The organism is Streptomyces sp. NPDC029139, assembly GCF_055564335.1.
In genome coordinates this window covers 462,518-485,434 of the sequence record NZ_JBVHWN010000004.1, presented here as the reverse complement: position 1 = coordinate 485,434, position 22,917 = coordinate 462,518, and the positions used below count along the sequence as shown (strand labels likewise).

The 22,917-nt window shown below is 71.4% G+C and carries 22 protein-coding genes and 1 tRNA gene; 12 read left to right on the top strand and 11 right to left on the bottom strand.

Translation table 11 applies throughout. The annotated features are described in order from the left end of the window. Positions 1-95 precede the first annotated feature (95 nt). Positions 96-284 (top strand): hypothetical protein, encoded by a 189-nt coding sequence (locus ACZ4VW_RS13350; protein WP_467961611.1) that lies wholly within the window; start codon positions 96-98, stop codon positions 282-284. Between the two features lie 48 nt (positions 285-332). Here the strand turns inward: ACZ4VW_RS13350 and ACZ4VW_RS13345 are convergent, their stop codons facing one another. The 3 genes from ACZ4VW_RS13345 to nth all read right to left on the bottom strand — a co-directional run bounded on the left by ACZ4VW_RS13345 (position 333) and on the right by nth (position 3,465). Further along, positions 333-1,532 (bottom strand): MarP family serine protease, encoded by a 1,200-nt coding sequence (locus ACZ4VW_RS13345; protein WP_467961609.1) that lies wholly within the window; start codon positions 1,530-1,532, stop codon positions 333-335. Between the two features lie 55 nt (positions 1,533-1,587). Next, complete coding sequence (locus ACZ4VW_RS13340; RefSeq protein WP_467961607.1) at positions 1,588-2,322, bottom strand: NUDIX hydrolase; 735 nt, start codon at positions 2,320-2,322, stop codon at positions 1,588-1,590. 66 nt (positions 2,323-2,388) lie between these two features. Further along, on the bottom strand, positions 2,389-3,465 hold the full coding sequence (nth, locus tag ACZ4VW_RS13335) for an endonuclease III (RefSeq protein WP_467961605.1): 1,077 nt from the start codon (positions 3,463-3,465) through the stop codon (positions 2,389-2,391). A gap of 229 nt (positions 3,466-3,694) precedes the next feature. Between nth and ACZ4VW_RS13330 the strand changes: the two genes are divergently transcribed. Next, positions 3,695-4,369, top strand: a complete 675-nt coding sequence (locus ACZ4VW_RS13330) for a Crp/Fnr family transcriptional regulator (RefSeq protein ID WP_015034542.1) — start codon at positions 3,695-3,697, stop codon at positions 4,367-4,369. Positions 4,370-4,452: 83 nt separating this feature from the next. On the opposite strand, the gene ACZ4VW_RS13325 is transcribed toward ACZ4VW_RS13330, so the two are convergent. The 5 genes from ACZ4VW_RS13325 to ACZ4VW_RS13305 form a co-directional block, all read right to left on the bottom strand. Beyond that, positions 4,453-5,337, bottom strand: coding sequence for a prohibitin family protein (locus ACZ4VW_RS13325; RefSeq protein ID WP_467961603.1), 885 nt, complete (start codon positions 5,335-5,337; stop codon positions 4,453-4,455). A 160-nt stretch (positions 5,338-5,497) separates the two neighbouring features. Then, positions 5,498-6,328 carry an MBL fold metallo-hydrolase gene (locus ACZ4VW_RS13320; RefSeq protein WP_467961601.1) on the bottom strand — a complete coding sequence of 277 codons (831 nt, stop codon included), beginning with the start codon at positions 6,326-6,328 and terminating at the stop codon, positions 5,498-5,500. Next, complete coding sequence (locus ACZ4VW_RS13315; RefSeq protein WP_467961599.1) at positions 6,325-7,200, bottom strand: NUDIX hydrolase; 876 nt, start codon at positions 7,198-7,200, stop codon at positions 6,325-6,327. Before ACZ4VW_RS13315 ends, ACZ4VW_RS13320 begins: the two co-directional genes overlap by 4 nt. Positions 7,201-7,312: 112 nt before the next feature. After that, complete coding sequence (locus ACZ4VW_RS13310) at positions 7,313-7,783, bottom strand: RidA family protein (RefSeq protein WP_467961597.1); 471 nt, start codon at positions 7,781-7,783, stop codon at positions 7,313-7,315. After that, the gene (locus ACZ4VW_RS13305) at positions 7,780-7,938 is read right to left on the bottom strand and encodes a DUF4177 domain-containing protein (RefSeq protein WP_019992579.1); all 159 of its coding nucleotides are present in this window, start codon (positions 7,936-7,938) and stop codon (positions 7,780-7,782) included. The genes ACZ4VW_RS13310 and ACZ4VW_RS13305 overlap by 4 nt, the downstream gene beginning before the upstream one ends. A gap of 72 nt (positions 7,939-8,010) precedes the next feature. Between ACZ4VW_RS13305 and bagA the strand changes: the two genes are divergently transcribed. Further along, a complete protein-coding gene (gene bagA, locus ACZ4VW_RS13300) occupies positions 8,011-8,973 on the top strand; it encodes an ATPase BagA (protein WP_467961595.1) in 963 nt (320 codons plus the stop codon). 134 nt (positions 8,974-9,107) lie between these two features. Further along, positions 9,108-10,385: an ATPase BagB gene (gene bagB, locus ACZ4VW_RS13295; protein WP_467961894.1), complete on the top strand. Its 1,278-nt coding sequence runs from the start codon at positions 9,108-9,110 to the stop codon at positions 10,383-10,385. A 110-nt stretch (positions 10,386-10,495) separates the two neighbouring features. Here the strand turns inward: bagB and ACZ4VW_RS13290 are convergent, their stop codons facing one another. Beyond that, on the bottom strand, positions 10,496-10,840 hold the full coding sequence (locus ACZ4VW_RS13290) for a WhiB family transcriptional regulator (protein ID WP_026058363.1): 345 nt from the start codon (positions 10,838-10,840) through the stop codon (positions 10,496-10,498). 504 nt (positions 10,841-11,344) lie between these two features. On the opposite strand from ACZ4VW_RS13290, the gene ACZ4VW_RS13285 reads away from it, so the two are divergent. Next, on the top strand, positions 11,345-13,576 hold the full coding sequence (locus tag ACZ4VW_RS13285) for a transglycosylase domain-containing protein (RefSeq protein ID WP_467961593.1): 2,232 nt from the start codon (positions 11,345-11,347) through the stop codon (positions 13,574-13,576). 71 nt (positions 13,577-13,647) lie between these two features. Here ACZ4VW_RS13285 and ACZ4VW_RS13280 read toward each other — a convergent pair whose 3' ends face one another. Further along, positions 13,648-14,112 carry a GatB/YqeY domain-containing protein gene (locus ACZ4VW_RS13280; protein WP_355113274.1) on the bottom strand — a complete coding sequence of 155 codons (465 nt, stop codon included), beginning with the start codon at positions 14,110-14,112 and terminating at the stop codon, positions 13,648-13,650. A 73-nt stretch (positions 14,113-14,185) separates the two neighbouring features. Between ACZ4VW_RS13280 and ACZ4VW_RS13275 the strand changes: the two genes are divergently transcribed. The 4 genes from ACZ4VW_RS13275 to ACZ4VW_RS13260 all read left to right on the top strand — a co-directional run bounded on the left by ACZ4VW_RS13275 (position 14,186) and on the right by ACZ4VW_RS13260 (position 17,677). Further along, on the top strand, positions 14,186-15,121 hold the full coding sequence (locus ACZ4VW_RS13275) for a metallophosphoesterase (RefSeq protein ID WP_467961591.1): 936 nt from the start codon (positions 14,186-14,188) through the stop codon (positions 15,119-15,121). A gap of 26 nt (positions 15,122-15,147) precedes the next feature. Next, positions 15,148-15,882, top strand: a complete 735-nt coding sequence (locus tag ACZ4VW_RS13270; RefSeq protein WP_467961588.1) for a Pr6Pr family membrane protein — start codon at positions 15,148-15,150, stop codon at positions 15,880-15,882. A 38-nt stretch (positions 15,883-15,920) separates the two neighbouring features. Beyond that, positions 15,921-15,994, top strand: a tRNA-Pro gene (locus tag ACZ4VW_RS13265). A gap of 219 nt (positions 15,995-16,213) precedes the next feature. Continuing rightward, the gene (locus ACZ4VW_RS13260; RefSeq protein WP_467961892.1) at positions 16,214-17,677 is read left to right on the top strand and encodes a SulP family inorganic anion transporter; all 1,464 of its coding nucleotides are present in this window, start codon (positions 16,214-16,216) and stop codon (positions 17,675-17,677) included. Here ACZ4VW_RS13260 and ACZ4VW_RS13255 read toward each other — a convergent pair. Beyond that, positions 17,671-18,984 (bottom strand): lysine 2,3-aminomutase, encoded by a 1,314-nt coding sequence (locus ACZ4VW_RS13255; RefSeq protein ID WP_467961586.1) that lies wholly within the window; start codon positions 18,982-18,984, stop codon positions 17,671-17,673. The two genes, ACZ4VW_RS13260 and ACZ4VW_RS13255, sit on opposite strands and share 7 nt — an antisense overlap. Before the next feature lie 603 nt (positions 18,985-19,587). Between ACZ4VW_RS13255 and ligD the strand changes: the two genes are divergently transcribed. The 3 genes from ligD (at position 19,588) to ACZ4VW_RS13240 (ending at position 22,665) form a co-directional block, all read left to right on the top strand. Next, positions 19,588-20,505, top strand: a complete 918-nt coding sequence (gene ligD / locus ACZ4VW_RS13250) for a non-homologous end-joining DNA ligase (RefSeq protein ID WP_467961584.1) — start codon at positions 19,588-19,590, stop codon at positions 20,503-20,505. Positions 20,506-20,654: 149 nt separating this feature from the next. Beyond that, positions 20,655-21,293, top strand: a complete 639-nt coding sequence (locus ACZ4VW_RS13245) for an endonuclease (RefSeq protein WP_467961582.1) — start codon at positions 20,655-20,657, stop codon at positions 21,291-21,293. A gap of 211 nt (positions 21,294-21,504) precedes the next feature. After that, complete coding sequence (locus ACZ4VW_RS13240) at positions 21,505-22,665, top strand: serine/threonine-protein kinase (RefSeq protein WP_467961580.1); 1,161 nt, start codon at positions 21,505-21,507, stop codon at positions 22,663-22,665. The last annotated feature ends 252 nt before the right edge of the window (positions 22,666-22,917 follow it).

Below are 22,917 nucleotides of genomic sequence, written 5' to 3'. Positions count from 1 at the left end.
CTCCCGTTCGACGAACGGCCATGTGCCCGGCGCATACTCCAATTGGCGGGCCCCGGGGCGGTTACGGACCATGGGCCCCGGGCAGACGTCGGGGTATGGGCTGGACGCACGACTACGGTGACACAGCACGCAACCGCCGCTCGACCGCTGGGCCGAGCTCCCACGAGAGAGGTGGTCCGCAGGAGCAGGGCCGCTCTCATCCCGCGGAGGGAATCGGCATTCCGCGCATTCTGCGCCGCCGGGCCCGCTGGGTCTCCGCGCGGCTCAGGCACACCCGTGACTGACCTCCGGGACTGACCGTACGCGTCCGTTCGGCCAAGCCGCACCCTCACTTACAACGCGCATCCCTGGCTGTCGACCTGCTGGTCGGCCGCACGGCCCAGGGCGATGTCCTCGCGGATCTCGTCGGCCGTGAGCGCGTAACCGGTGTTCGGGTCGTCGAGGGAGCGGGCGAAGATCACGCCGTAGACCTTGCCGTCGGCGGTGAGCAGCGGGCCGCCGGAGTTCCCCTGACGGACCGTCGTGAACAGGGAGTAGACGTCCCTGCGCACCTCGCCGCGGTGGTAGATGTCCGGACCGGGGGCGTTGATACGGCCCCGGACGCGCGCCGAGCGGACGTCGTACGCGCCGTTCTCGGGGAAGCCCGCGACGATCGCGTCGTCGCCGCTGCGGGCGTCCTCGTCGGTGAACTGCAGGGGCTCGGCGTCCAGGTTCGGCACGTCCAGGACGGCGATGTCGCGCCGCCAGTCGTAGAGGACGACCTTGGCGTCGTACAGCTTGCCCTCGCCGCCGATCTGGACGGTCGGCTCGTCGACGCCTCCAACGACATGGGCGTTGGTCATGACGCGGCGGTTCGAGAAGACGAAGCCGGTGCCTTCGAGGACCTTGCCGCAGCTCGGCGCCGTACCGACGACCTTGACGATGGAGCGCTGCGCCCGGGCGGCGACCGGGCTGCCGGCGAGCGCCGGGTCGGGGGGCCGGACCGCGGTGATGGGCTCGTTGGCGAACGGGCTGAAGACCTGCGGGAAGCCGTTCTGCGCGAGCGTCGAGGTGAAGTTCGAGAACCAGGCGGACGCCTGATCGGGCATCACCTGCTCGACACCGAGGAGCACCTTGGAGTTGCGGACCTCCTTGCCCAGGGTGGGCATGGAGGTGCGGGCGAGGGCGGAGCCGAGCAGCCAGGCGACCAGCAGCATCGCGACGACGTTGACCAGCGCGCCGCCGGTGGCGTCCAGGGCGCGCGCGGGTGACCAGGTGATGTGCCGGCGCAGCTTGTTCCCGAGGTGGGTGGTGAACGCCTGGCCGACCGAGGCGCAGACGATGACCACGATCACGAAGACGACCGTCGCCGTGGTGGAGACCTGCGAGTTGTTCGTCAGCCAGTCCCAGACGACCGGGAGCAGCAGGACGGCGACGAGGCCGCCGCCGAGGAAGCCGACGACCGACAGGATGCCGACCACGAAACCCTGGCGATACCCGATGATCGCGAACCACACGGCGGCGAGCAGCAACAAGATGTCCAGCACGTTCACCGTCAATAGCCTCGCAGATTCGTCTTCGGTCGCCCCGGCCTCGCAGGTCAGCCTGTCATGACCGCCAGTCCAGCGGGACCTGCCTGGCCCGGTCCCAGGGCTTCTCCCAGCCCGCGAAGTGGAGCAGTCGGTCGATCACGCCGGCCGTAAAACCCCAGACCAGAGCGGATGCGACGAGGAATGCCGGGCCCTTGTGACCGCTGGGGTGGACGGCGGTCGCTCGGTTCGCGGGGTCCGTGAGATCCGCCACGGGGACGGTGAAGACACGGGCGGTCTCGGCGGGGTCGACGACCCCGACCGGGGTGGGGGTGCGCCACCAGCCGAGGACGGGGGTGACGACGAACCCGCTGACCGGGATGTAGAGCTGGGGCAGCACGCCGAAGAGCTGGACGCCGGAGGGATCGAGGCCGGTCTCCTCCTCGGCCTCGCGCAGCGCGGCCCGCAGCAGGCCGCCGTCGGCCGGGGCGCCGTCCTCGGGGTCGAGGGCGCCGCCGGGGAACGAGGGCTGTCCGGCGTGCGAGCGCAGGGAGCCAGCGCGCTCCATGAGCAGCAGCTCGGGTCCGCGCTCGCCCTCGCCGAAGAGGATGAGGACGGCGGACTGGCGGCCGGCGCCGCTCGCGGGCGGCAGGAAGCGGCTGAGCTGCTCGGGCGCGACGACGCGGGCGGCACGGTCGACCGGGACGAGCCACTCGGGCAGGCCGTTCCGGCTCAGCAGGCCGCCGGTGCCGACGCCGTTCGTCGCGGCCCGGGTGTCCGTCTCGGTCTCTTCGGTCTCTTCAGTGCGCGTCATAGGCACCCCCGTGATGCACAACGCCGTCGGTGGCCGGGTTCGTTCCCTCTCGGAAGGCTCCCCGGCTCACGGGGCGGCCTCCCCGGCTCCGGGCGCCACACCGGGCGCGGGCGGGGCCGGACGGCCGGGATAGTCCGGGGGCGGGTTCAGGCGCTGGCCGGGGAAGCCGCCCTTCTCGTACTTCAGGAGCTTCTTCGCCTTCTCCGGGTCGGTCTCGCCCTCCCCGTACGCGGGGCAGAGCGGGGCGATCGGGCAGGCGCCGCAGGCGGGCTTGCGGGCATGGCAGATCCGGCGGCCGTGGAAGATCACCCGGTGCGAGAGCATCGTCCACTCCGCCTTCGGGAAGATCTCGGCGATCTCCGCCTCGATCTTGACCGGGTCGTCGCTCGCGGTCCACTTCCAGCGGCGGGCGAGGCGCATGAAGTGGGTGTCGACGGTGATGCCCGGCACGCCGAAGGCGTTGCCGAGGACGACGAACGCGGTCTTGCGGCCCACTCCGGGCAGTTTCACCAGATCGTCGAGGCGGCCGGGGACCTCGCCCCCGAATTCGTCCCGGAGGGCCGTCGCGAGCCCCATGATCGACTTGGTCTTGGCGCGGAAGAAGCCGGTGGGCCGGATCAGCTCCTCGACCTCCTCGGGGACGGCGGCGGCCAGGTCCTCGGGGGTCGGATACTTCGCGAAGAGCGCGGGGGTGGTCTGGTTGACCCGCAGGTCGGTGGTCTGGGCGGAGAGGACCGTGGCGACGAGCAGCTCGAAGGGGTTCCGGAAGTCCAGCTCGGGGTGGGCGTACGGATAGACCTCGGCCAGCTCGCGGTTGATCTTCCGGGCCCGGCGGACCATTCCGAGCCGGGATTCCGGCTTCCCGGACGCCGGAGCGGGCTTCGCGGTTTTGGCGGCCGGTTTCGCTGCTTTGGCGGCCGGTTTCGCGGTTCCGGCGGCAGGCGTCGCGGCTTTCGTGGCAGGCTTCGCGCTCTTCGCCTTCTTCACTGCGGGCTGCGAAGTCTTCGGCGCCTTCGGGGCCTCCGACGCCTCGGGCGCCGCCCCGGACGGAGCCTTCGAGGCAGCCTTCACCGGGCGTTTTGCGGCATTCGCCCGTTTCGGCGCACCCTGTTCGCCCACAGCGGAATAACCCTTGGCCGACACTCTTCCAGCCCCCTTGGCCTGCGCTCTCACCGGCGAGTTGGACACCCGGCCAGCCTAAGGGCCACCACCGACATCCGCCCCGGGCACGGCCGATCACGACCCAATCGGGCCCCTGACGTACGGAGGAGTGGTTCGGTACGTCAAACTTGTTGTGATTGATCGCACTGTTTTGTGCGTCCGGCATCATGGGATCAAGGTCCCCTGAGCAGGTCGACATAGGAGAGAACTCGTGGACGACGTTCTGCGGCGCGCCCCGCTCTTCGCGGCGCTCGATGACGAGCAGGCCGCGGAGCTGCGCGCCTCGATGAGTGAAGCGACGCTCGCCCGTGGCGACGCGCTCTTCCACGAGGGCGACCCCGGAGACCGCCTGTACGTGGTGACCGAGGGCAAGGTGAAGCTGCACCGCACCTCGCCCGACGGCCGGGAGAACATGCTGGCCGTCCTCGGCCCCGGTGAGCTCATCGGTGAGCTGTCGCTCTTCGACCCGGGCCCGCGCACCGCCACCGCGACCGCGCTGACCGAGGTCAAGCTGCTGGGCCTGGGCCACGGCGACCTCCAGCCCTGGCTGAACGCCCGCCCCGAGGTGGCCACCGCCCTGCTGCGCGCGGTCGCCCGCCGGCTGCGCAAGACCAACGACCAGATGTCCGACCTGGTCTTCTCGGACGTTCCGGGCCGTGTCGCCCGCGCGCTCCTCGACCTGTCGCGCCGCTTCGGCGTGCAGTCCGAGGAGGGCATCCACGTCGTCCACGACCTCACCCAGGAGGAGCTCGCCCAGCTGGTCGGCGCCTCCCGCGAGACGGTCAACAAGGCCCTGGCGGACTTCGCCCAGCGCGGCTGGCTGCGTCTGGAGGCCCGCGCCGTGATCCTGCTGGACGTGGAGCGCCTCGCGAAGCGCTCGCGGTAGCACGTAGGCGCCACAGGCACGCTCGTACGAGAAGGGCCGCCCCGGTCGAACCGGGGCGGCCCTTCTCGTACGTTCCGGCCGGACTAGCGCTTCGTGCCGTCCACGATCAGCGGGTTACCGCTGCCGCTGCCGCAGGGCACCGCGTACACCGGGTTCTTCGCCGCGGCCTCCTTGTACGCGTCGATGCACTGGTTCATCAGGACCTTGTCGGTCAGCGACTCGTTGAGGATCTTGTTGGCGCGGGCGATCCCCTCGGCCTCGATGCGGCGCCGGTCGGCCTCGGCCTTGGCCGTGCGGGACGCCTCGGTGGCACGCTCGGTCGCCTGCTGCTGCTGGATCTTGCGGTCGATCTGGTCCTGCAGGGCCGCCGAGGGCTTCACGTTGCGCAGGTTGACGGCGGTGACGTCGATCCCGCGCGGGGCCAGCCGCTCCTTGATGAGCGTGCCGATCTCGGCGTTGATCTTCTCGCGGTCCGTGGCGTAGCCCTGCTCGCTCGTGTAGCGCGCGAAGACGTTGCGGACGATCTCCCGGCTGTCCGGGTAGACCAGGCGCTGCTGGATGGCCTCCTCGCTGCCCGCGAGCCGGTACAGCTCGACCGACTTGGCCGGCGTGACCGCCCACTTCACGGTCACCTCGACCTCCATCACACCGCCCTGCGAGGAGCGGACCTCGACCACGTCCTTGTCGGAGAGGTTGAGGTCGACCGGGCGGGTGGAGAACGTCGTGACGTTCGTGAACGGCGACTTGACGTGCATGCCCGAGGTCATGGGCGAGCCGACCTTGCCGAAGGCGACCGGGACACCGACCTCGTACGCGCTGACCACGTAGAGGGTGGAGCCGAGCATCGCGAAGGCGCCGGCGATGAGCGCGCCGAGGGCACCGAGCTTCAGCCCGCGGGTGTCCTGGGCGCGACCGACGAAGAAGAGCACCGCCGCGGCGATGAGCAACAGGATGGATATGACGAACACAGGCGTTCCCCCCGAGAACTACGGCCAGAAGTAAACGGAGCGTAAAGCACAGAGGAGGCCCGAGGGGAGGCAGGGTCGGAGGCCGGCGGAAGGCGAGTCGGAGACGGGCCGGAGACGGGCCGGAGACGGGCCAAAGGCGAAGGGGAGACGGGCGGGGACGTCAGATCAGGCCGCGCTCCCGCAGGTACTCCAACTGCGCCCGCACCGACAGCTCGGCGGCCGGCCAGAGCGAGCGGTCCACGTCCGCGTACACGTGCGCGACGACCTCCGGGGCGGTCCGACGGCCGCTCTCGACGGCCGTCTCCACCTGGGCGAGCCGGTTCGCGCGATGGGCCAGGTAGAACTCCACGGCGCCCTGCGCGTCCTCCAGGACCGGGCCGTGACCCGGGAGCACCGTGTGGACCCCGTCGTCGACCGTGAGCGAGCGCAACCGCCGCAGCGAGTCCAGGTAGTCACCGAGCCGCCCGTCGGGGTGGGCGACGATCGTCGTCCCCCGCCCCAGGATCGTGTCGCCCGTCAGGACGGCCCGGTCGGCGGGGAGATGGAAGGAGAGCGAGTCCGAGGTGTGGCCGGGGGTCGGCACCACGCGCAGCTCCAGGCCGCCGACCGTGATGACGTCCCCGTCGGCGAGTCCCTCGTCCCCGAGCCGCAGGGCCGGGTCCAGGGCCCGTACGCGCGTCCCCGTCAGCGCGGCGAACCGGCCCGCGCCCTCGGCGTGGTCGGGATGTCCGTGCGTCAGCAGGGTGAGCGCGACCCGCTTGCCCAGCTCGGCCGCGGTCTCGACGACCCGCCTGAGATGGCCGTCGTCGAGGGGGCCCGGGTCGATGACGACGGCGAGGTCGGAGTCCGGCTCGGAGACGATCCAGGTGTTGGTGCCGTCGAGGGTCATCGCGGACGGGTTCGGCGCGAGGACGTTGACGGCGCGGTCGGTCGCGGGCCCCGAGAGCACCCCGCCCCGGGGCTGCCCGGGCAGCGCGGCGGCGTCGCTCATCGCGCCCCTCCGGCCGGCCCCGCCGGGATGTGCTTGGTGAACTCGTCGTGCCCCGGCCAGCTCAGGATGACCGCGTCACCGTCCAGCCGCGCCTGCGCGAGTACGGGAGTCAGGTCCTGCTCCCCCGCCGCGGCCAGCGCCTCGGCGGCCGTGCCGAAGCGTTCGATGCCCCGCAGCGTGGAGATCGTCGGCGGCATCATCAGCAGCTCGCCCCGGTCGTAGCCGGCCGCCGCCTCCGCCGGGCGGATCCAGACCGTGCGGTCCGCCTCGGTCGAGGCGTTACGGGTGCGCTGTCCGGCCGGAAGGACGGCCACGAAGAACCAGGTGTCGTACCGCCGGGGCTCGAACTCCGGCGTGATCCACCGCGCCCACGCGCCCAGCAGGTCCGAACGCAGCACCAGGCCGCGCCGGTCGAGGAAGTCCGCGAAGGACAGCTCGCGGGCGACCAGCGCCTCCCGGTCCTTCTCCCACGCGTCACCCGTCGTGTCACCGACCACGGAATCGGCGGTCTCCCCCGCGAGGAGGACGCCCGCCTCCTCGTACGTCTCCCGCACGGCCGCGCAGACGATCGCCTGTGCCTCCCGCGTGTCCGTGACGCCGAGGCGCTCGGCCCAGGTCTCCAGGGACGGGCCGGACCAGCGCACGAGGTGCTCGTCCCGCGGGTCGACCCCGCCGCCGGGATAGGCGTACGCACCGCCCGCGAAGGCCATGGAGGCGCGCCGGCGCAGCATGTGGACGCTCGGCCCCTCGGCGCCGTCCCGCAGCAGCAGGACGGTGGCCGCGCGCCTGGGTGTCGCGGCGGTGAGCTCGCCCGCGGCCAGAGCGCGGATGCGGTCGGGCCATTCCGGTGGGTACCACTGACCATTCGGCATGGCCGGATGGTATGCGCAACGACCCGCACGCACGAGAGCCGATTCCCCCTGGACGGGAGAACCGGCTCTGCGGACACGGAGTCGAACGATGTCGGAAGACGGGTACGGGACCTCAGTCCTGGACGAGCTCCACCTGGACCTCGACCTCGACCGGGGCGTCCAGCGGGAGCACCGTGACACCCACCGCGCTGCGCGCGTGCACGCCCTTGTCACCGAGGACGGCGCCGAGCAGCTCACTGGCGCCGTTGACGACGCCCGGCTGCCCGGTGAAGTCGGGGGCCGAGGCGACGAAGCCGACGACCTTCACCACCCGCTTGATCCGGTCCAGGTCACCGGCGACGGACTTCACGGCCGCGAGGGCGTTGAGCGCGCAGGTGGCCGCGAGCTCCTTGGCCTCCTCGGCGGTGACCTCGCCACCGACCTTGCCGGTCAGCTGCAGCTTGCCCGCCACCATCGGGAGCTGGCCCGAGGTGTAGACGTACGCGCCGGACCGCACGGCCGGCTGGTAGGCGGCCAGCGGGGGCACGACCTCCGGCAGGGTCAGGCCCAGCTCGGCCAGCTTGGCCTCGACGGCGCCGCTCATGGCTTCTCCCGCTTCAGGTAGGCCACGAGCTGCTCGGGGTTGTTCGGCCCGGGAACGACCTGGACGAGCTCCCACCCGTCCTCGCCCCAGGTGTCCAGAATCTGCTTCGTCGCGTGCACGAGAAGGGGCACGGTCGCGTATTCCCACTTGGTCATGGAGCCGACTGTATCCGCTACCACAGGCAGCCTCCTGCTTAGCCTTCGCCGCCAGTGGTTAGGCTCGAAGGCGTGAGCAGGCTCCAGGTCGTCAGCGGCAAGGGCGGTACCGGTAAGACGACGGTCGCCGCCGCCCTCGCGCTCGCCCTCGCGACGGAGGGCAAGCGGACCCTCCTCGTCGAGGTCGAAGGCAGACAGGGCATCGCACAACTCTTCGAGACGGAGACCCTTCCGTACGAGGAGCGCAAGATCGCCGTCGCGCCGGGCGGCGGGGAGGTGTTCGCGCTGGCCATCGACGCCGAGCGCGCGCTCCTCGACTACCTCCAGATGTTCTACAAGCTGGGGGGCGCCGGCCGGGCCCTGAAGAAGCTCGGCGCGATCGACTTCGCGACGACGATAGCGCCGGGCGTACGGGACGTGTTGCTGACCGGCAAGGCGTGCGAGGCGGTCCGCCGGCGCGAGAAGCACGGCGGCTACACCTACGACCACGTGGTCATGGACGCGCCCCCGACCGGCCGGATCACCCGCTTCCTCAACGTCAACGACGAGGTGGCGGGGCTCGCCCGGATCGGCCCGATACACAATCAGGCGCAGGCCGTGATGCGGGTGCTGAAGTCCCCGGAGACGGCGGTCCACCTGGTGACCCTCCTGGAGGAGATGCCGGTCCAGGAGACCGCGGACGGCATCGCGGAGCTGCGTGCGGCCGAACTCCCGGTGGGCGAGGTCATCGTGAACATGGTGCGGCCGCACGTCCTCGACGAGGCGGCGGTCCGCGCCGTCTCCGGCGACCACCGCGAGGCGGTCGCGAGGACGCTGGCCGCCGCGGGGATCACGGGCGGCGCGAAGCTGGTCGAGCCGCTCCTGGAGCAGGCGGGCGAGCACGCGCAGCGGGTGGAGCTGGAGCGCGAGCAGCGGGCGGTGCTCGGCGGACTCGGCGTACCGACGTACGAACTCCCGTTCCTCGGGGACGGGGCGGACATCGCGGGCCTGTACCGGCTGGCGAAGGACCTGCGGAAGCAAGGGGTGGGCGCGTGACGGAGAAGGATGCCGCGGTGGACGGTCTCGGCTCCGCACCGGCCGCGCACGGGCCGGACTCCCCGCTCGGCCCGGACGGCCCGGACGGCCACGACACCCCGGTCACCGCGAACGGGCTCGATTCCGCGCCCGTCCTGCACCTGGATCCGCTCATCGACGACCTGGGCACACGGATCGTCGTCTGCTGCGGCGCGGGCGGCGTCGGCAAGACGACGACCGCGGCGGCGCTCGGCGTACGGGCGGCCGAGCGCGGCCGCAGGGTCGTCGTGCTGACGATCGATCCGGCGCGCCGGCTGGCCCAGTCGATGGGGATCGACTCCCTCGACAACATCCCCCGGAAGGTGGAGGGCATCAAGGGGTCGGGCGGCGGTGAACTGCACGCCATGATGCTCGACATGAAGCGGACCTTCGACGAGATCGTCGAGGCGCACGCGGACCCCGAGCGGGCCCGGGCGATCCTGGAGAACCCCTTCTACCAGTCCCTGTCGGCCGGTTTCGCCGGTACGCAGGAGTACATGGCGATGGAGAAGCTCGGCCAGCTGCGGGCCCGCGAGGAGTGGGACCTGATCGTGGTCGACACTCCCCCGTCCCGTTCGGCGCTCGACTTCCTGGACGCGCCGAAGCGGCTCGGTTCCTTCCTGGACGGGAAGTTCATCAAGCTGCTGATGGCCCCGGCGAAGATGGGCGGCCGCGCGGGCATGAAGTTCCTCAACGTCGGCATGTCGATGATGACGGGGACGCTGGGAAAGCTGCTGGGGGGTCAGTTCCTCAAGGACGTGCAGACCTTCGTGGCCGCGATGGACACGATGTTCGGCGGCTTCAGGACCCGGGCGGACGCGACGTACAAGCTGCTCCAGGCGCCGGGCACGGCGTTCCTCGTGGTGGCCACCCCGGAGCGGGACGCGCTGCGGGAGGCCGCGTACTTCGTGGAGCGGCTGGCCGCCGAGGAGATGCCGCTGGCCGGTCTCGTCCTCAATCGCGTCCACGGCAGTGGCGCCGCAGGGCTGTCGGCCGAGCGGGCGCGGGCCGCCGCGGAAAATCTTGACGAGGGCCGCATTGTGGATCAGGCGGACGGGAAGACTGGTGTTCGTGGCCCTCGAGCCACACCCGCCGAGCCGTCAGACATCGCCACCGCCGCCGCACGTTCTTCGCACGACGAGGCTGCCCCCACAGCCGACGACGCACCGTACGACCCGTACGACATTCAGCAGGTGACCGCGGGACTGCTCCGTCTCCATGCCGAGCGGATGCAGGTGCTCGCGCGCGAACGGCACACGCGTGACCGCTTCACAGCACTCCAACCGGAGGTGGCGGTGGCCGAAGTGGCCGCCCTGCCCGGAGACGTACACGATCTCGCGGGGCTGCGGGCCATCGGCGATCGACTCACGGCCGGACGGATGCCGTCGGCCTGAGCAGCCGTGCGAACGCCGGCGGGGGCGTCACCCACCGCCGCGCAGGCCGGCCGCTCGCGCGTCGTACGCAGCCCGCGCCGCGTCCGACCCGCCTGTCGTACGGAGGTGGGTCAGCCCACCGCCGCGTACGCCTCGTACGTCGCGTCGTCCTCCATCGCCACGGGCAGCAGGCCCGCTCCCCGCTCGTACTCCGTGCGCGCGGTCTCGAGCAGTCGCCGCCACGAGGTGACGGTCGGCCGCCTGCGCAGCAGGGCACGGCGCTCGCGCTCCGTCATGCCGCCCCACACGCCGAACTCCACGCGGTTGTCGAGGGCGTCGGCCAGGCACTCGGTCCGCACCGGGCATCCGGTGCACACCGCCTTCGCCCTGTTCTGCGCCGCTCCCTGCACGAAAAGTTCATCCGGATCGGTAGTGCGGCAGGCCGCCTGCGCACTCCAGTCAGCTACCCAGCCCATACCGGCGCCGTCCTCTCCCGAATCGAGGCTCCCCCACGGCGGTAGCGGCATATTCACCGCTGCCAGTTGGTGACGTTACGGAAGGTGGGCACAGCGCAACACCCCCTTCGGGCCCAATCTTGAATGGCCCGAACGGACTATGCGTACGCGGCAGATCACCCAGGGGAGTGACCGGAGGACATGCGTGTCGAAACCGGCGAACCGGTACAGTTCGCCCGACTGTGACGCAGTCACTTGGGGCGTCGAGTGACGCATGGGGCGGAATCGGGCAGGGCTTCCCAGGCTTCGGGGACAAGGGAATTCATGCCGGTGTCACGCCCGGGCCGTGATGCGGAACCACACTGCCGTGACAGCTGGGAGCAGCTTAGGCCAAGGCATATCCGTGTGTCCGGCGATTGAGGACGTAGCCGCACCGCGTCGCGCGATGTCACGGTCTGGTACGCGAACGCTCCGAGAGGCCCCCGCTCCTACGGAACGCTCATCACTACGGATTAGGCTGCCCCCATGGCAAAGAAGCGCTCGGGCGGAGGTCTGACCGGGACCCAGCAGGCCGCCAAGTTCCTCGGTGTCAGTGTGCTCTCCGGAGCCGTGCTGGCGGGCATCGCCCTGCCCGCGGCCGGAGCACTGGGGCTGGCCGCCAAGGGAACGGTCGAGGGATTCGACGAAATCCCGTCCAATCTGAAGACACCGCCGTTGAGTCAGCGCACCACCATCCTCGACTCCGAGGGCGGCCACCTCGCCACCGTGTACTCGCGCGACCGGAAGGTCGTGCCGATCGAGAAGATCTCTCCGTACATGCAGAAGGCGATCGTCGCGATCGAGGACTCGCGCTTCTACGAGCACGGAGCGATCGACCTCAAGGGCGTGCTGCGCGCGATCAACCGCAACGCCCAGTCGGGCGGTGTCGCCCAGGGCGCCTCCACGCTCACCCAGCAGTACGTGAAGAACGTCTTCGTCGAGGAGGCCGGCGACGACCCCGAGAAGGTCGCCCAGGCCACCCAGCAGACCATCGGCCGCAAGGTGCGCGAACTGAAGTACGCGATCCAGGTCGAGGAGGAGCTGGGGAAGAAGAAGATCCTCGAGAACTACCTGAACATCACCTTCTTCGGCCAGCAGGCGTACGGCATCGAGGCGGCGTCCCAGCGCTACTTCTCCAAGCCCGCCGCCGACCTCAAGCTGGAGGAGGCCGCCTTGATGGCCGGCCTCGTCCAGTCGCCGAGTCGTTACGACCCGGTCAACGACCTTCAGGAAGCCACCAAGCGGCGCAACGTGGTGCTCCAGCGCATGGCCGACGTCAAGGACATCAGCCAGGCGGAGGCGGACCGGGCGAAGGCCACCCCGATCAAGCTGAAGGTGAAGAGCCCGAAGAACGGCTGCATCACCGCCGTCGACGGGGCCGGCTTCTTCTGCGACTACGTCCGCAAGACGATCCTCACCGACCCGGTCTTCGGCAAGACGGTCGAGGAGCGGCAGAAGCTGTGGAACCTGGGCGGCCTGACCATCCGGACCACGCTCGACCCCCGCGCGCAGGAGGCGGCCAACGAGGCGGCCGTCGCCAAGATCTACAAGAACGACAAGGTCGCCGCCTCGGTGGTCCAGGTCCAGCCCGGCAGCGGCAAGATCCTCTCGATGGGCCAGTCCCGCCCGTACGGCCTGGACCAGAAGAAGCACGAGACGACGCTGAACCTGGCCGTCGGCAGCAAGATGGGCGGCACGACGTACGGCTTCCAGGTCGGGTCGACCTTCAAGCCGATCACCGCCGCGGCCGCACTGGAGAAGGGTCTGAGCCCGGCGCAGAGCTTCTCCTCCGGATACGAGATCACGGTGCCGGAGGACTCCTTCACCCGCTGCGACGGCAAGCCGGCCGGGTACGCGGACTGGAAGGTCGGCAACGAGCTCAAATCCGAGACCGGCACCTGGGACATGACGAGCGCGCTCGGCAAGTCCATCAACACCTACTTCGCCAAGCTGGAGCAGATGGCCGGCCTCTGCGAGACGGTGCAGATGGCGAAGAAGGTCGGGTACGAGCGGGAGCTGGGCAAGCAGGTCAAGGAGAGCCCGTCCATCACGCTCGGCGCGATCGAGGCCACCCCGCTCGACATGGCGGCGGTGTACGCCACCTTCGCCAACCGCGGCACGTACTGCACCCCGGTCGCGATCGAGTCGATCAAGACGGCGAACGGCGAGCGGCTGAAGGTGCCCCGGACGGAGTGCTCGCGGGCGATGAGCGAGCGCACGGCGGACACCATCAACCAGATGCTGAAGGGCGTCGTCGAGGACGGCACCGGTACGAAGGCGGGTCTGAGCGACCGCGACAACGCCGGCAAGACGGGTACGACGAACGACCGCAAGGACGCCTGGTTCGTCGGCTACACCCCGAACCTGTCCACGGCGGTGTGGGTCGGTGACGACGTCGGCGAGAAGCAGTCGATGTACGACATCGTCATCGGCGGCGTGACCTACGACAAGGTCTGCGGTGGCTGCCTCCCCGGCCCCATCTGGAAGATCGCGATGACCGGGGCGCTGAGCGCCTCCGAGACGCCGTCCTTCGCTCCCATCTCCGTCCCGCGCGGCGAGAAGCCGGAGGACAAGGACAAGGACAAGGGCAAGCCCCGCGACGACAACAAGCCGGGTGGCGGGGACGACGACGACATCTTCCCGGGGATCACCCTCCCGCCGGACCTGATCGGCGGCACGGGCGGCCGCGGCAACGGCGGCGGCGGGAACGGCCGGTAGGGCAGAGGTCAGGACATGAGCGAGGGCGCCTCCCGCACGGCGGGAGGCGCCCTCGGTCGTCGTACGGGAGCTCAGCCCGCGAGCAGCTTCTTCACGACGGCCGCCACACGCCCGCCCTCGGCGCGTCCGGCGACCTTCGGGTTCACGATCTTCATGACGGCGCCCATCGCGCGCGGCCCCTCGGCGCCGGCGCCCGTGGCCTCCGCGACGGCCGCCGCGACGATCTGCTCCAGCTCCTCGTCGCTGAGCTGCTGCGGCAGGTACGCGTCGAGGATGACGCCCTCGGCCTTCTCGCGCTCGGCCGACTCGGCACGACCGCCCTGGGCGAAGGCGTCCGCGGCCTCGCGCCGCTTCTTCGCCTCCTTGGCGATCACCTTCTGCACCTCGTCGTCGGAGAGCTCGCGCTTGGTCTTGCCCGCGACCTCTTCCTTGGTGATCGCGGCGAGGGTGAGCCGCAGCGTCGAGGAGCGCAGCTCGTCGCGCTCCTTGATGGCGGCGTTGAGGTCGTCCTGAAGCTTGGCCTTGAGCGTGGTCATGCCCCAAGTGTGTCAGGTGCCCCTGCCGACCCGCCCGCGCATTTCCCTCCGCCGGGTCTGCGACGATGGGGGGATGCGCGCACGGTACGGGATCCCCCTGAAGATCACGGCAGGTCTTACGGCGACGGCGGCTGCCGGACTGATCTACGCCGCGGGCTTCGAAGCCCGCTCGTTCCGCCTCCGCCGGGTGACCGTCCCCGTACTCCCGCCAGGCATGCGGGATCTGCGGGTGCTTCAGGTCTCCGACATCCACATGGTCTGCGGTCAGCGCAAGAAGCGGGCCTGGCTGCAGTCGCTCGCGGGGCTGCGCCCGGACTTCGTCGTGAACACGGGCGACAACCTCTCGGACACGGACGCGGTCCCGGAGGTCCTGGACGCGCTCGGCCCGCTGATGGAGTTCCCGGGCGTGTACGTCTTCGGCTCCAACGACTACTACGGGCCGCGGCTGCGCAATCCCGCCCGCTACCTCAAGGAGAAGGCGCAGGGCCGCCACGGCCTCAACGGCAACCCTCCGGCGGTCGGCGCGGTGCACAACCCGTGGGAGGGCATGCGGGACGCCTTCGACGAGGCGGGCTGGGTGAACCTCACCAACACGCGCGGCCGGCTGAAGCTGCCCGACGTGGAGCTGGCCTTCACCGGCCTGGACGACCCGCACATCAAGCGGGACCGGTACGAGCGGGTGGCGGGCGGCCCCGAGCTGGCGGACTTCTCGATGGGCGTGGTCCACGCCCCGTATCTGCGCACCCTCGACGCGTTCACGGGGGACGGGTACGAGCTGATCCTGGCGGGCCACACGCACGGCGGCCAGCTGTGCGTCCCCTTCTACGGCGCCCTGGTGACCAACTGCGACCTGGACGCGGACCGGGTGAAGGGCCTCTCCACGCACACCGTCGAGGGCCGGACCTCGTTCCTGCACGTCTCGGCGGGCTGCGGCACGAACCGGTACACGCCGGTGCGCTTCGCCTGCCCGCCGGAGGCGACACTGCTGACGCTGACCGCGCGCGACTGAGCGGTTCCTCCCCCTACGGTGGGGGGATGATCACGCCCCGTACGGCGGCCGTGCCCGCCTCTGCCGTCATACCCGTCGCGCGCCGGCCGTTCGCCGCGGCCTTCCGCGCCCTGATCGCGTCGGCCGCGGTCACGGGCGTGGTGATCGAGTGCGTGTACGGGAGCGTGCCGGTCGTCCTCAGCTTCTTCACCATCTGGTCGAACATCCTGGTCGCGGTCGTCCTCACGCTGTCGGCCCGGCGGGCCTGGACCGGCCGCCCACCGCTGCCGGCGCTGTGGACGGGCGGGGCGCTGCTGTGCATCTCGGTGGTCGGGCTCGTCTTCCACTTCGTCCTGGCGAACGGTTCGAGCGAGTTCAACGTGGTGGACGAGCTGGCCCGGCTCTCGGGGGCCAAGGCGGTCGCCAATCAGCTGCTCCACACGGTCACCCCGATCGGCGCGGCCCTGGACTTCCTCCTGCTCACCCTCCCGGGCGCCCTGCGCTGGCACCACGCGGCCCTGTGGCTCGCCGCCCCGGCCACGTACCTGGCCTTCGCCCTGGTCAGGGGCGCCCTGCTCGCTCCGGACGTGCCGAGCCGCTACACGTACCCCTTCATCGACGTGACCGAGCTCGGCTACGGGGGCGTCACCGTGAACGCTCTGGTCCTGGGGGTGGCCTTTTTCGCGCTGGGCCTGGCGATCGTCGGCCTGGACCGCATCCGACCTGCGGTGCGAGGCCGCGAAAACCGGATTTCGTCTCCGGGCGTGGGTGGGCTAAAGTAATCGATGTCGCCGCGACGTGAACAACAGAGCAGTGACATCGGGGTGTAGCGCAGCTTGGCAGCGCGCTTCGTTCGGGACGAAGAGGTCGTGGGTTCAAATCCCGCCACCCCGACAGCTGAAGCACCAATGCAGGGGCCTGATCCGCGGAAGCGGGTCCGGCCCCTGACTGGTTTTCGAGGGTGTGCTCACGCAGCCGCCCGCGCCGTGCCGACCTGGCCCTTCCGCGTCCTCCGCCCGCCCCGGCCTGCCGAACGAGGCGTGCCCGAGCACGACAGGTTCTCTCCCCTTGCCTTCTGCCGATCCCACCGTGTCCCCGGCCGCGCCACGGGGCATGAAGCCCGACTGGCTGAGCGACCCGAAGGTCTGGCGCACCGAGGTGCTGGCCGGTCTGGTCGTCGCGCTCGCGCTGATCCCCGAGGCGATCTCGTTCTCGATCATCGCCGGGGTCGATCCGGCGATCGGCCTGTTCGCCTCGTTCACGATGGCCGTCGTCATCTCGGTCGTGGGCGGCCGGCGGGCCATGATCTCCGCCGCCACCGGCGCCGTCGCGCTCGTCATCGCGCCGCTGAACCGTGAGCACGGCCTCGGCCACCTGGTCGCCGCCGTCATCCTGGCCGGGGTGCTGCAGGTGATCCTGGGCGCGCTGGGCGTCGCGAGGCTGATGCGGTTCATTCCGCGGTCGGTGATGGTCGGCTTCGTCAACTCGCTCGCCATCCTGGTCTTCATGACCCAGATCCCGGAGATGCGGGACGTTCCCTGGGCCGTGTACCCGCTGGTCGCCGGCGGCCTGGCGCTCATGGTGTTCTTCCCGAAGCTCACCACCGTGGTGCCCGCGCCCCTGGTCTCCATCGTGATCCTCACCGCCATCACCGTCGGCGCGGCCATCGCGGTGCCGACGGTCGGGGACAAGGGCGATCTGCCCTCCGCCCTGCCCGTGCCGGGTCTGCCCGACGTACCGTTCACCCTGGACACCCTGGCCACCATCGCCCCGTACGCCTTCGCCATGGCGCTGGTCGGCCTGATGGAGTCGCTGATGACCGCCAAGCTCGTCGACGACATAACCGACACCCACTCGGACAAGACCCGCGAGTCCATCGGCCAGGGCATCGCCAACATCGTCACCGGCTTCTTCGGCGGCATGGGCGGCTGCGCGATGATCGGCCAGACGATGATCAACGTGAAGGTCTCCGGCGCCCGCACCCGCCTGTCCACGTTCCTGGCCGGCGCGTTCCTGATGGTGCTGTGCATCGTCTTCGGACCGGTCGTCTCCGACATCCCCATGGCCGCCCTGGTCGCCGTCATGATCATGGTGTCGATCGCGACCTTCGACTGGCACTCCCTCGCCCCGAAGACCCTGAAGCGGATGCCCGCCGGGGAGATCGCCGTCATGGTGATCACCGTCGTGTGCGTCATCACCACCCACAACCTCGCCGTCGGCGTCGTCGTCGGCTCGGTCACCGCGATGATCATCTTCGCCCGGCGCGTCGCCCGGTTCGCCGAGGTCACCGCCGTGACCGACCCCGACGGCACCACGGTCGTCTACCGCGTCACCGGCGAGCTGTTCTTCGCCTCCTCCAACGACCTCGTCGGACGGTTCCACTACGCCACCGACCCCGACCGGGTCGTCATCGACCTGTCCGCCGCCCACATCTGGGACGCCTCCTCCGTCGCCGTCCTCGACGCCATCGAGACCAAGTACGCCCAGCGCGGCAAGAGCGTCGAGATCACCGGCCTGAACGACCCCAGCGCCCAGCTGCACGACAGGCTCAGCGGCGAACTCGCGGCCGGTCACTGACCCCACACCCCGCCCAGGCCGGGCAGCAGCGCGCCCAGGGTCAGTGGCTCGTGGGGGATCACGCGCCGGTCGTCGGGGGCGTACGGGACGAGTTCGCTCCACCCCCGGGCGACCGGGTCGTAGCGGGCGTGCGCGAGAGTGCCGACGAGGGCGGGGTCGCGGGCCCGCAGGACGCGGAGTGCGAACGCGGGGCCGTCGGGCAGAGGGGCGATCCCCTCGATCGCGATCATGCCGAGTTCGGTGGACATGACCGGACCTCGGGCCGCCCCGGCCGGGCCGGAGACCTGGCGCACGGCGTCCGCGTACACCGTCAGGGCCCGGGACAGCGGAAGGCCGAAGTAGCGGCGCAGGCGCGTGTCCCGCTCCACGAACATGGAGCAGGGGACGACGCCCAGATCCACCCCCTCCCGCCACATCCGCGCCCAGACGTCGGGGTCGTCGTTGACGTGCCGAACGACCGGGGCCTGGCTGCGCAGGACCGCGCCGGTGTCCCGGAGCCGGCGCAGGGCGCGGCGCGCCGGCTCGGGGTGGAGCTCGCGCGGGTGCGAGACGTGCAGCATCAGGGCCAGCCGGCGGCCGGAGGTTACGACCCGTTCGAAGAGCCGGAGCAGGTCGTCGGCGTCGGGGGCGGTCAGGAAGCGGTCCGGCGAGAAGGAGACGGCCTGGGTGCCGATGCGTACCGTACGGAGGCGATCGCGCCGCTCCTCGGTGAGGAGCGGGGTGATGTACGCGTCGAGGAGCTCGGTACGCATCATCAGCGGGTCGCCGCCGGTCAGCAGGACCTCGGTGATCTCGGGGTGCCGGTCCAGGTGCGCGGTCATCGCTTCCGGGCCGCTGACGGCCGGTCGGTGCGCCGCCCGGCCGGTGAAGCGCGGCCGGCGCGAGCAGGAGGCGCAGGAGCCGTGGCAGGCCGGGCCCCGTCGGGGGTGGACGAGCAGCGTCTCGGCGTCCTCGTGCCGGAGCTCCTGGCCGTGCTCCGCCGTGTCGGACCGCGGGCGACCGGACGCGTGCGGGCCGATCCGGTCGCGTACACCGGTCACGGTCAGGCGCAACCGGTGCTCGCCCGCGTTCCGTGCCGCCTCGACGGCGGCGAAGTCGGTGGGGGCGAGCATGTCGCGGTGCGGCATGACGAGGCGGTAGAGGGGGTCGTCGGGAGCGCGGGACCAGTCGACGAGCTGGTCGGTCACATGCGCGCTGACATGGAAGGGCAGGACGTGGCCGACGACTTCGGCGTCATGGGCGAGTTCGGGACGGCCGGTGCGGTCGGCGATGAGCCGGGCGAGGCGGCGGCCGGTGTACACGCTCACGCGACGCTCCGATCGCGGAGGGCCGGCGGCGATGCTGGTGGTGCTGGTGCGGCTGGTGGTGCGGCTGGTGGTGCCGGTGGTGAAGCCGGTGCGGGTGGTGCCGGTGGTGAAGCCGGTGCCGGGGAGAGTCCTGGGGCTCTGTCACGAACCGCCGGGAAATCGATCGTCTCCATGTACGTGTCCTCACCGTCGATCGATCGTCGCGCCCGCCGACGATGATGGAGAGGGTGGATCGGGGTGCCAATGCCGCTAGCGGTGCCCGGAGTCGGTGGTAACGGGGAAGTCCGGACATTCCCCGCTGACCGCGAACAAGCCACGCGATCGGGACCGGCGCAGCGGAGGGCGGACGTCACCAGCGCGGCGGCTCGGGGGACAGGGGATCTTTGAGCCGTGCCACCGGCCCGGAGAGGGGTTCGGGGCGCCGTCAGGTTGGCCTGATCGCCACGGCCACCGGCGGGCCGTCGGCCGCCCGGGGCGTTTCCGGGCGCATGGCCGGCGGGCGAGAGGGCAGGCGCACAGGCGAGCCGAAGTCCTCCGACGGCAGGAGACGGGCATGACGCCGAGCGCCGGGGCGCTGACGAAGCACCTCCGATGGGATGCGCGATGAGCGCCGCGCACACGGTACGGGCCGGTCGGCACACCGTCGAGGTGCGACGACCGGAGAAGGTGCTCTTCGCCGAGGACGGCGTCACCAAGGCCGACCTCGCCGCGTACTACCGCACCGTCGCCCCTCGGATGCTGCCCCACCTGCGCGGACGCCCGTTGATGCTGGAGCGCCACCCGGACGGCATCGGTGATCCCGGCTTCATGCAGAAGGACATCCCGGAGCACTTCCCGGACTGGGTCCACCGGGCCGAACTGCCCAAGGAGGGCGGCAGCGTCACGTACGTCCTGTGCGAGGACACCGCCACCCTGGTCCTCCTCGCGGACCAGGGCTGCATCACCCTGCACCGATGGCTCTCCCGGGCCGACCGGCCCGACCATCCGGACCGGCTGGTCTTCGACCTCGACCCGTCCGACGACGATTTCGCCCGGGTCCGGGAGGCCGCACGGTGGCTCCACGAGCTGCTGGACGAGCTGGAGCTGCCGTCCCTGCTGATGACCACCGGCTCCCGGGGTCTGCACGTCATCGTTCCGCTGGACCGGCGCGCGCCCTTCGCCGACGTACGCGCCTTCGCCGGCGGCGTCGCGACCGTGCTCGCCGACCGCCATCCCGACCGGCTCACCACCGAGGCCCGCAAGAAGGCCAGGGCGGGGCGGCTCTACCTCGACATCCAGCGCAACGCCTACGGTCAGACCGCTGTCGCGCCGTACGCGGTCCGGGCCCGCCCCGGAGCGCCCGTGGCGGCTCCGCTCGCCTGGGCGGATCTGGAGGATCCGGAACTCGACGCGCGCCGGTGGGGCCTCGCCGACGCGGACCGGCTCCTGAAGGACGATCCCTGGAGCCCCGCCCCGCGGCCTCGCTCGCTCGCCGCGGCGGCCGACCGTCTGCGCCGCTCCGGCCTGCGCCCTCGACGGTGAGCCGGGCCGCCGGTCCCGTCCCGGGTCGGCCCTCGGGCACCGCGCGGGTCGGCCCTCGGACACCGCGCGGGTAGGGCTCGCCGCGGCGGGTCGGACGCGCCGCGGGGCCGGGAGGCGCGAGGCCGGGAGGCGCGGGAAGGAGCACGGCGATGGACACCTCCGAGGTGATCAGCCGACTGCTGCGTGAGCACGGACGGACCTATGCCGACGAAGCGGGTATCACCCTGCGCGACGAACCCGCTCCGCTGTACCAGCTCCTCGTCCTCACGGTCCTGTGCTCCGTCCGGATCAGGGCCGAGACGGCCACCGCCGCCGCCCGGGAGCTGTTCGCGGCGGGGCTGCGGACGCCCAGGGCCATGGCGGACTCCGGCCGGCAGGAGCGCGTGGACGCCCTCGGGCGGGCGCACTACATCCGCTACGACGAGAGCACCGCGACCGCGCTCGGCGAAGGGGCCGAGCTGCTGCTCGACCGCTTCCACGGCGACGCACGCACGCTCCGCGAGCAAGCCGGGGGCGAGACAGGCGCGTTGCGCGCGCTGTTGCGGGAGGTCCCCCGCATCGGGCCGGTGGGCGCGGACATCTTCTGCCGCGAAGTCCAGGCGGTGTGGCCCGAGTTCCGCCCCTTCTTCGACGAGCGTGCCCGCGCGACCGCCGCCGACCTTGGGCTTCCCCGTTCCGTGAGCGGTCTCGCGGACCTCGTGCCGCCGAAGGATCTGGCACGCCTGTCGGCCGCACTCGTGCGCGTCAGCCTGTCCAGGAACGCGGCGGAGAAGCTGAAGGCCGCGTAGGGCCCCGGACATGAGCCGGGAGGGGGCCAACGGGCCATCCCGGCGCGGGGTGTCGATCAAGCGGCTCTACTCTTGAACGGCATCGGACGCGCCGGACAGCGGGGTACGGCGACGCATGCTTCCTCTCAGGTGACTGACCGTCGAAAGGCTGGGTTCTCAGGTGCTGGTCGCGGACCGATATCGGCTCCACTCGTGTGTCGGACGTGGCGGTATGGGCGAGGTGTGGCAGGCCACCGACGAGGTGCTCGGGCGGGACGTGGCCGTGAAACTGATGCTCGGGCACGGGACCGATCCCTCGGCGGCCGACCGGTTCCGGCTGGAGGCGCAGACGGCGGCGCGGCTGAGTCATCCGCATGTCGTGGGCGTCTTCGACTTCGGGACCTGGGACGGAAAGCTGTACCTCGTCATGGAGTTGGTCGACGGGGAGAGCCTCGCCGGGGACGGCGGGACTCCGCGCGTGCTGTCCGCGGAACGGGTGGCGGTCGTCGCCGCCCATGCCGCCGCCGGGCTGGCCGCCGCGCACCGGGAAGGGGTCGTCCACCGGGACATCAAGCCCGGGAACCTGCTGGTCGACGGGGACGGGACGGTGAAGCTCGCCGACTTCGGCATCGCCCGCTTCGTCGACGATCCCTCCGCCGGGCTCACCACCACCGGACAGATCGTCGGCACCGGCCTCTACCTCGCCCCCGAGCGGGCGCTCGGCCGTCCGGCGTCGTCGGCCTCGGACGTGTACTCGCTCGGCTGCGTGCTCTACCAACTCCTCACCGGGCGCCCGCCGTTCCAGGGCGACACCGCGACCGCCCTGCTGTACCAGCACATCGACACGCCGCCCGCGCCACCCCGCCAGCTCGGCGTGGGGCTGCCGGCCGCGTTCGAGGCGTACCTCCTCACGCTGCTGGCCAAGGAGCCCGAGCAGAGACCCCCCGCCCAGGCGATCGCGGACTGGTTCGCCTCGGGCGCCTGGCGCGGTCACCCCCAGCCGCATCCACGGCGCCCGGCCCCGGTCCACTCTCAGGGCCACGCCCAGCCCCTCCATGCGGCACCGCACGGCCACGGGCACCGACAGCCGCAGCACCAGCCGCAGCACCAGCCCGCCCGTCACTCGGCACCGCGCACCCCGGCCCACCGTTCCGCGCCCCACCCGCAACCCCACCCGCAGCCCCACCCCCAACCACGTCCGCAGCCGCACCCGCGTCCCGTAGCGCACGCGATGCCCCGGCCGCAGACCGCCACCGCCGCGCACCGGCAGACGCGCCGCGGCGAGGGCGGTCTTGCCGCCCTGTCCCGGCGCCGCCCCAGGAAGACCGCCGCGGTCGCCGGTGGCATAGCCTTCGTCGTCTTCCTGCTCATCGGCATGGCCTGGCTGTCCTAGCCGCCCGCCGGCCGGGAACCAGCCCGCCGCAGGAGCCGATCCCCGCCCCCCACGCCCCGAACGGGGCCCGCCAAGTGGCCCGCGCCGCCCCGTTCCGGTCCCCTGGGGACATGCACCCCCTCCAGACAGCCGCCGAGGCGGCGGCCGCCGTCCCCGCCGAGGTCGTCTCCGACTCCGGTCCCTCCGCCCTCGCTCTGGGCCTCGGTGCCGCCGCGCTCGCCGGCGCCATCGGCACCGCCGTCGTCCGCAGCC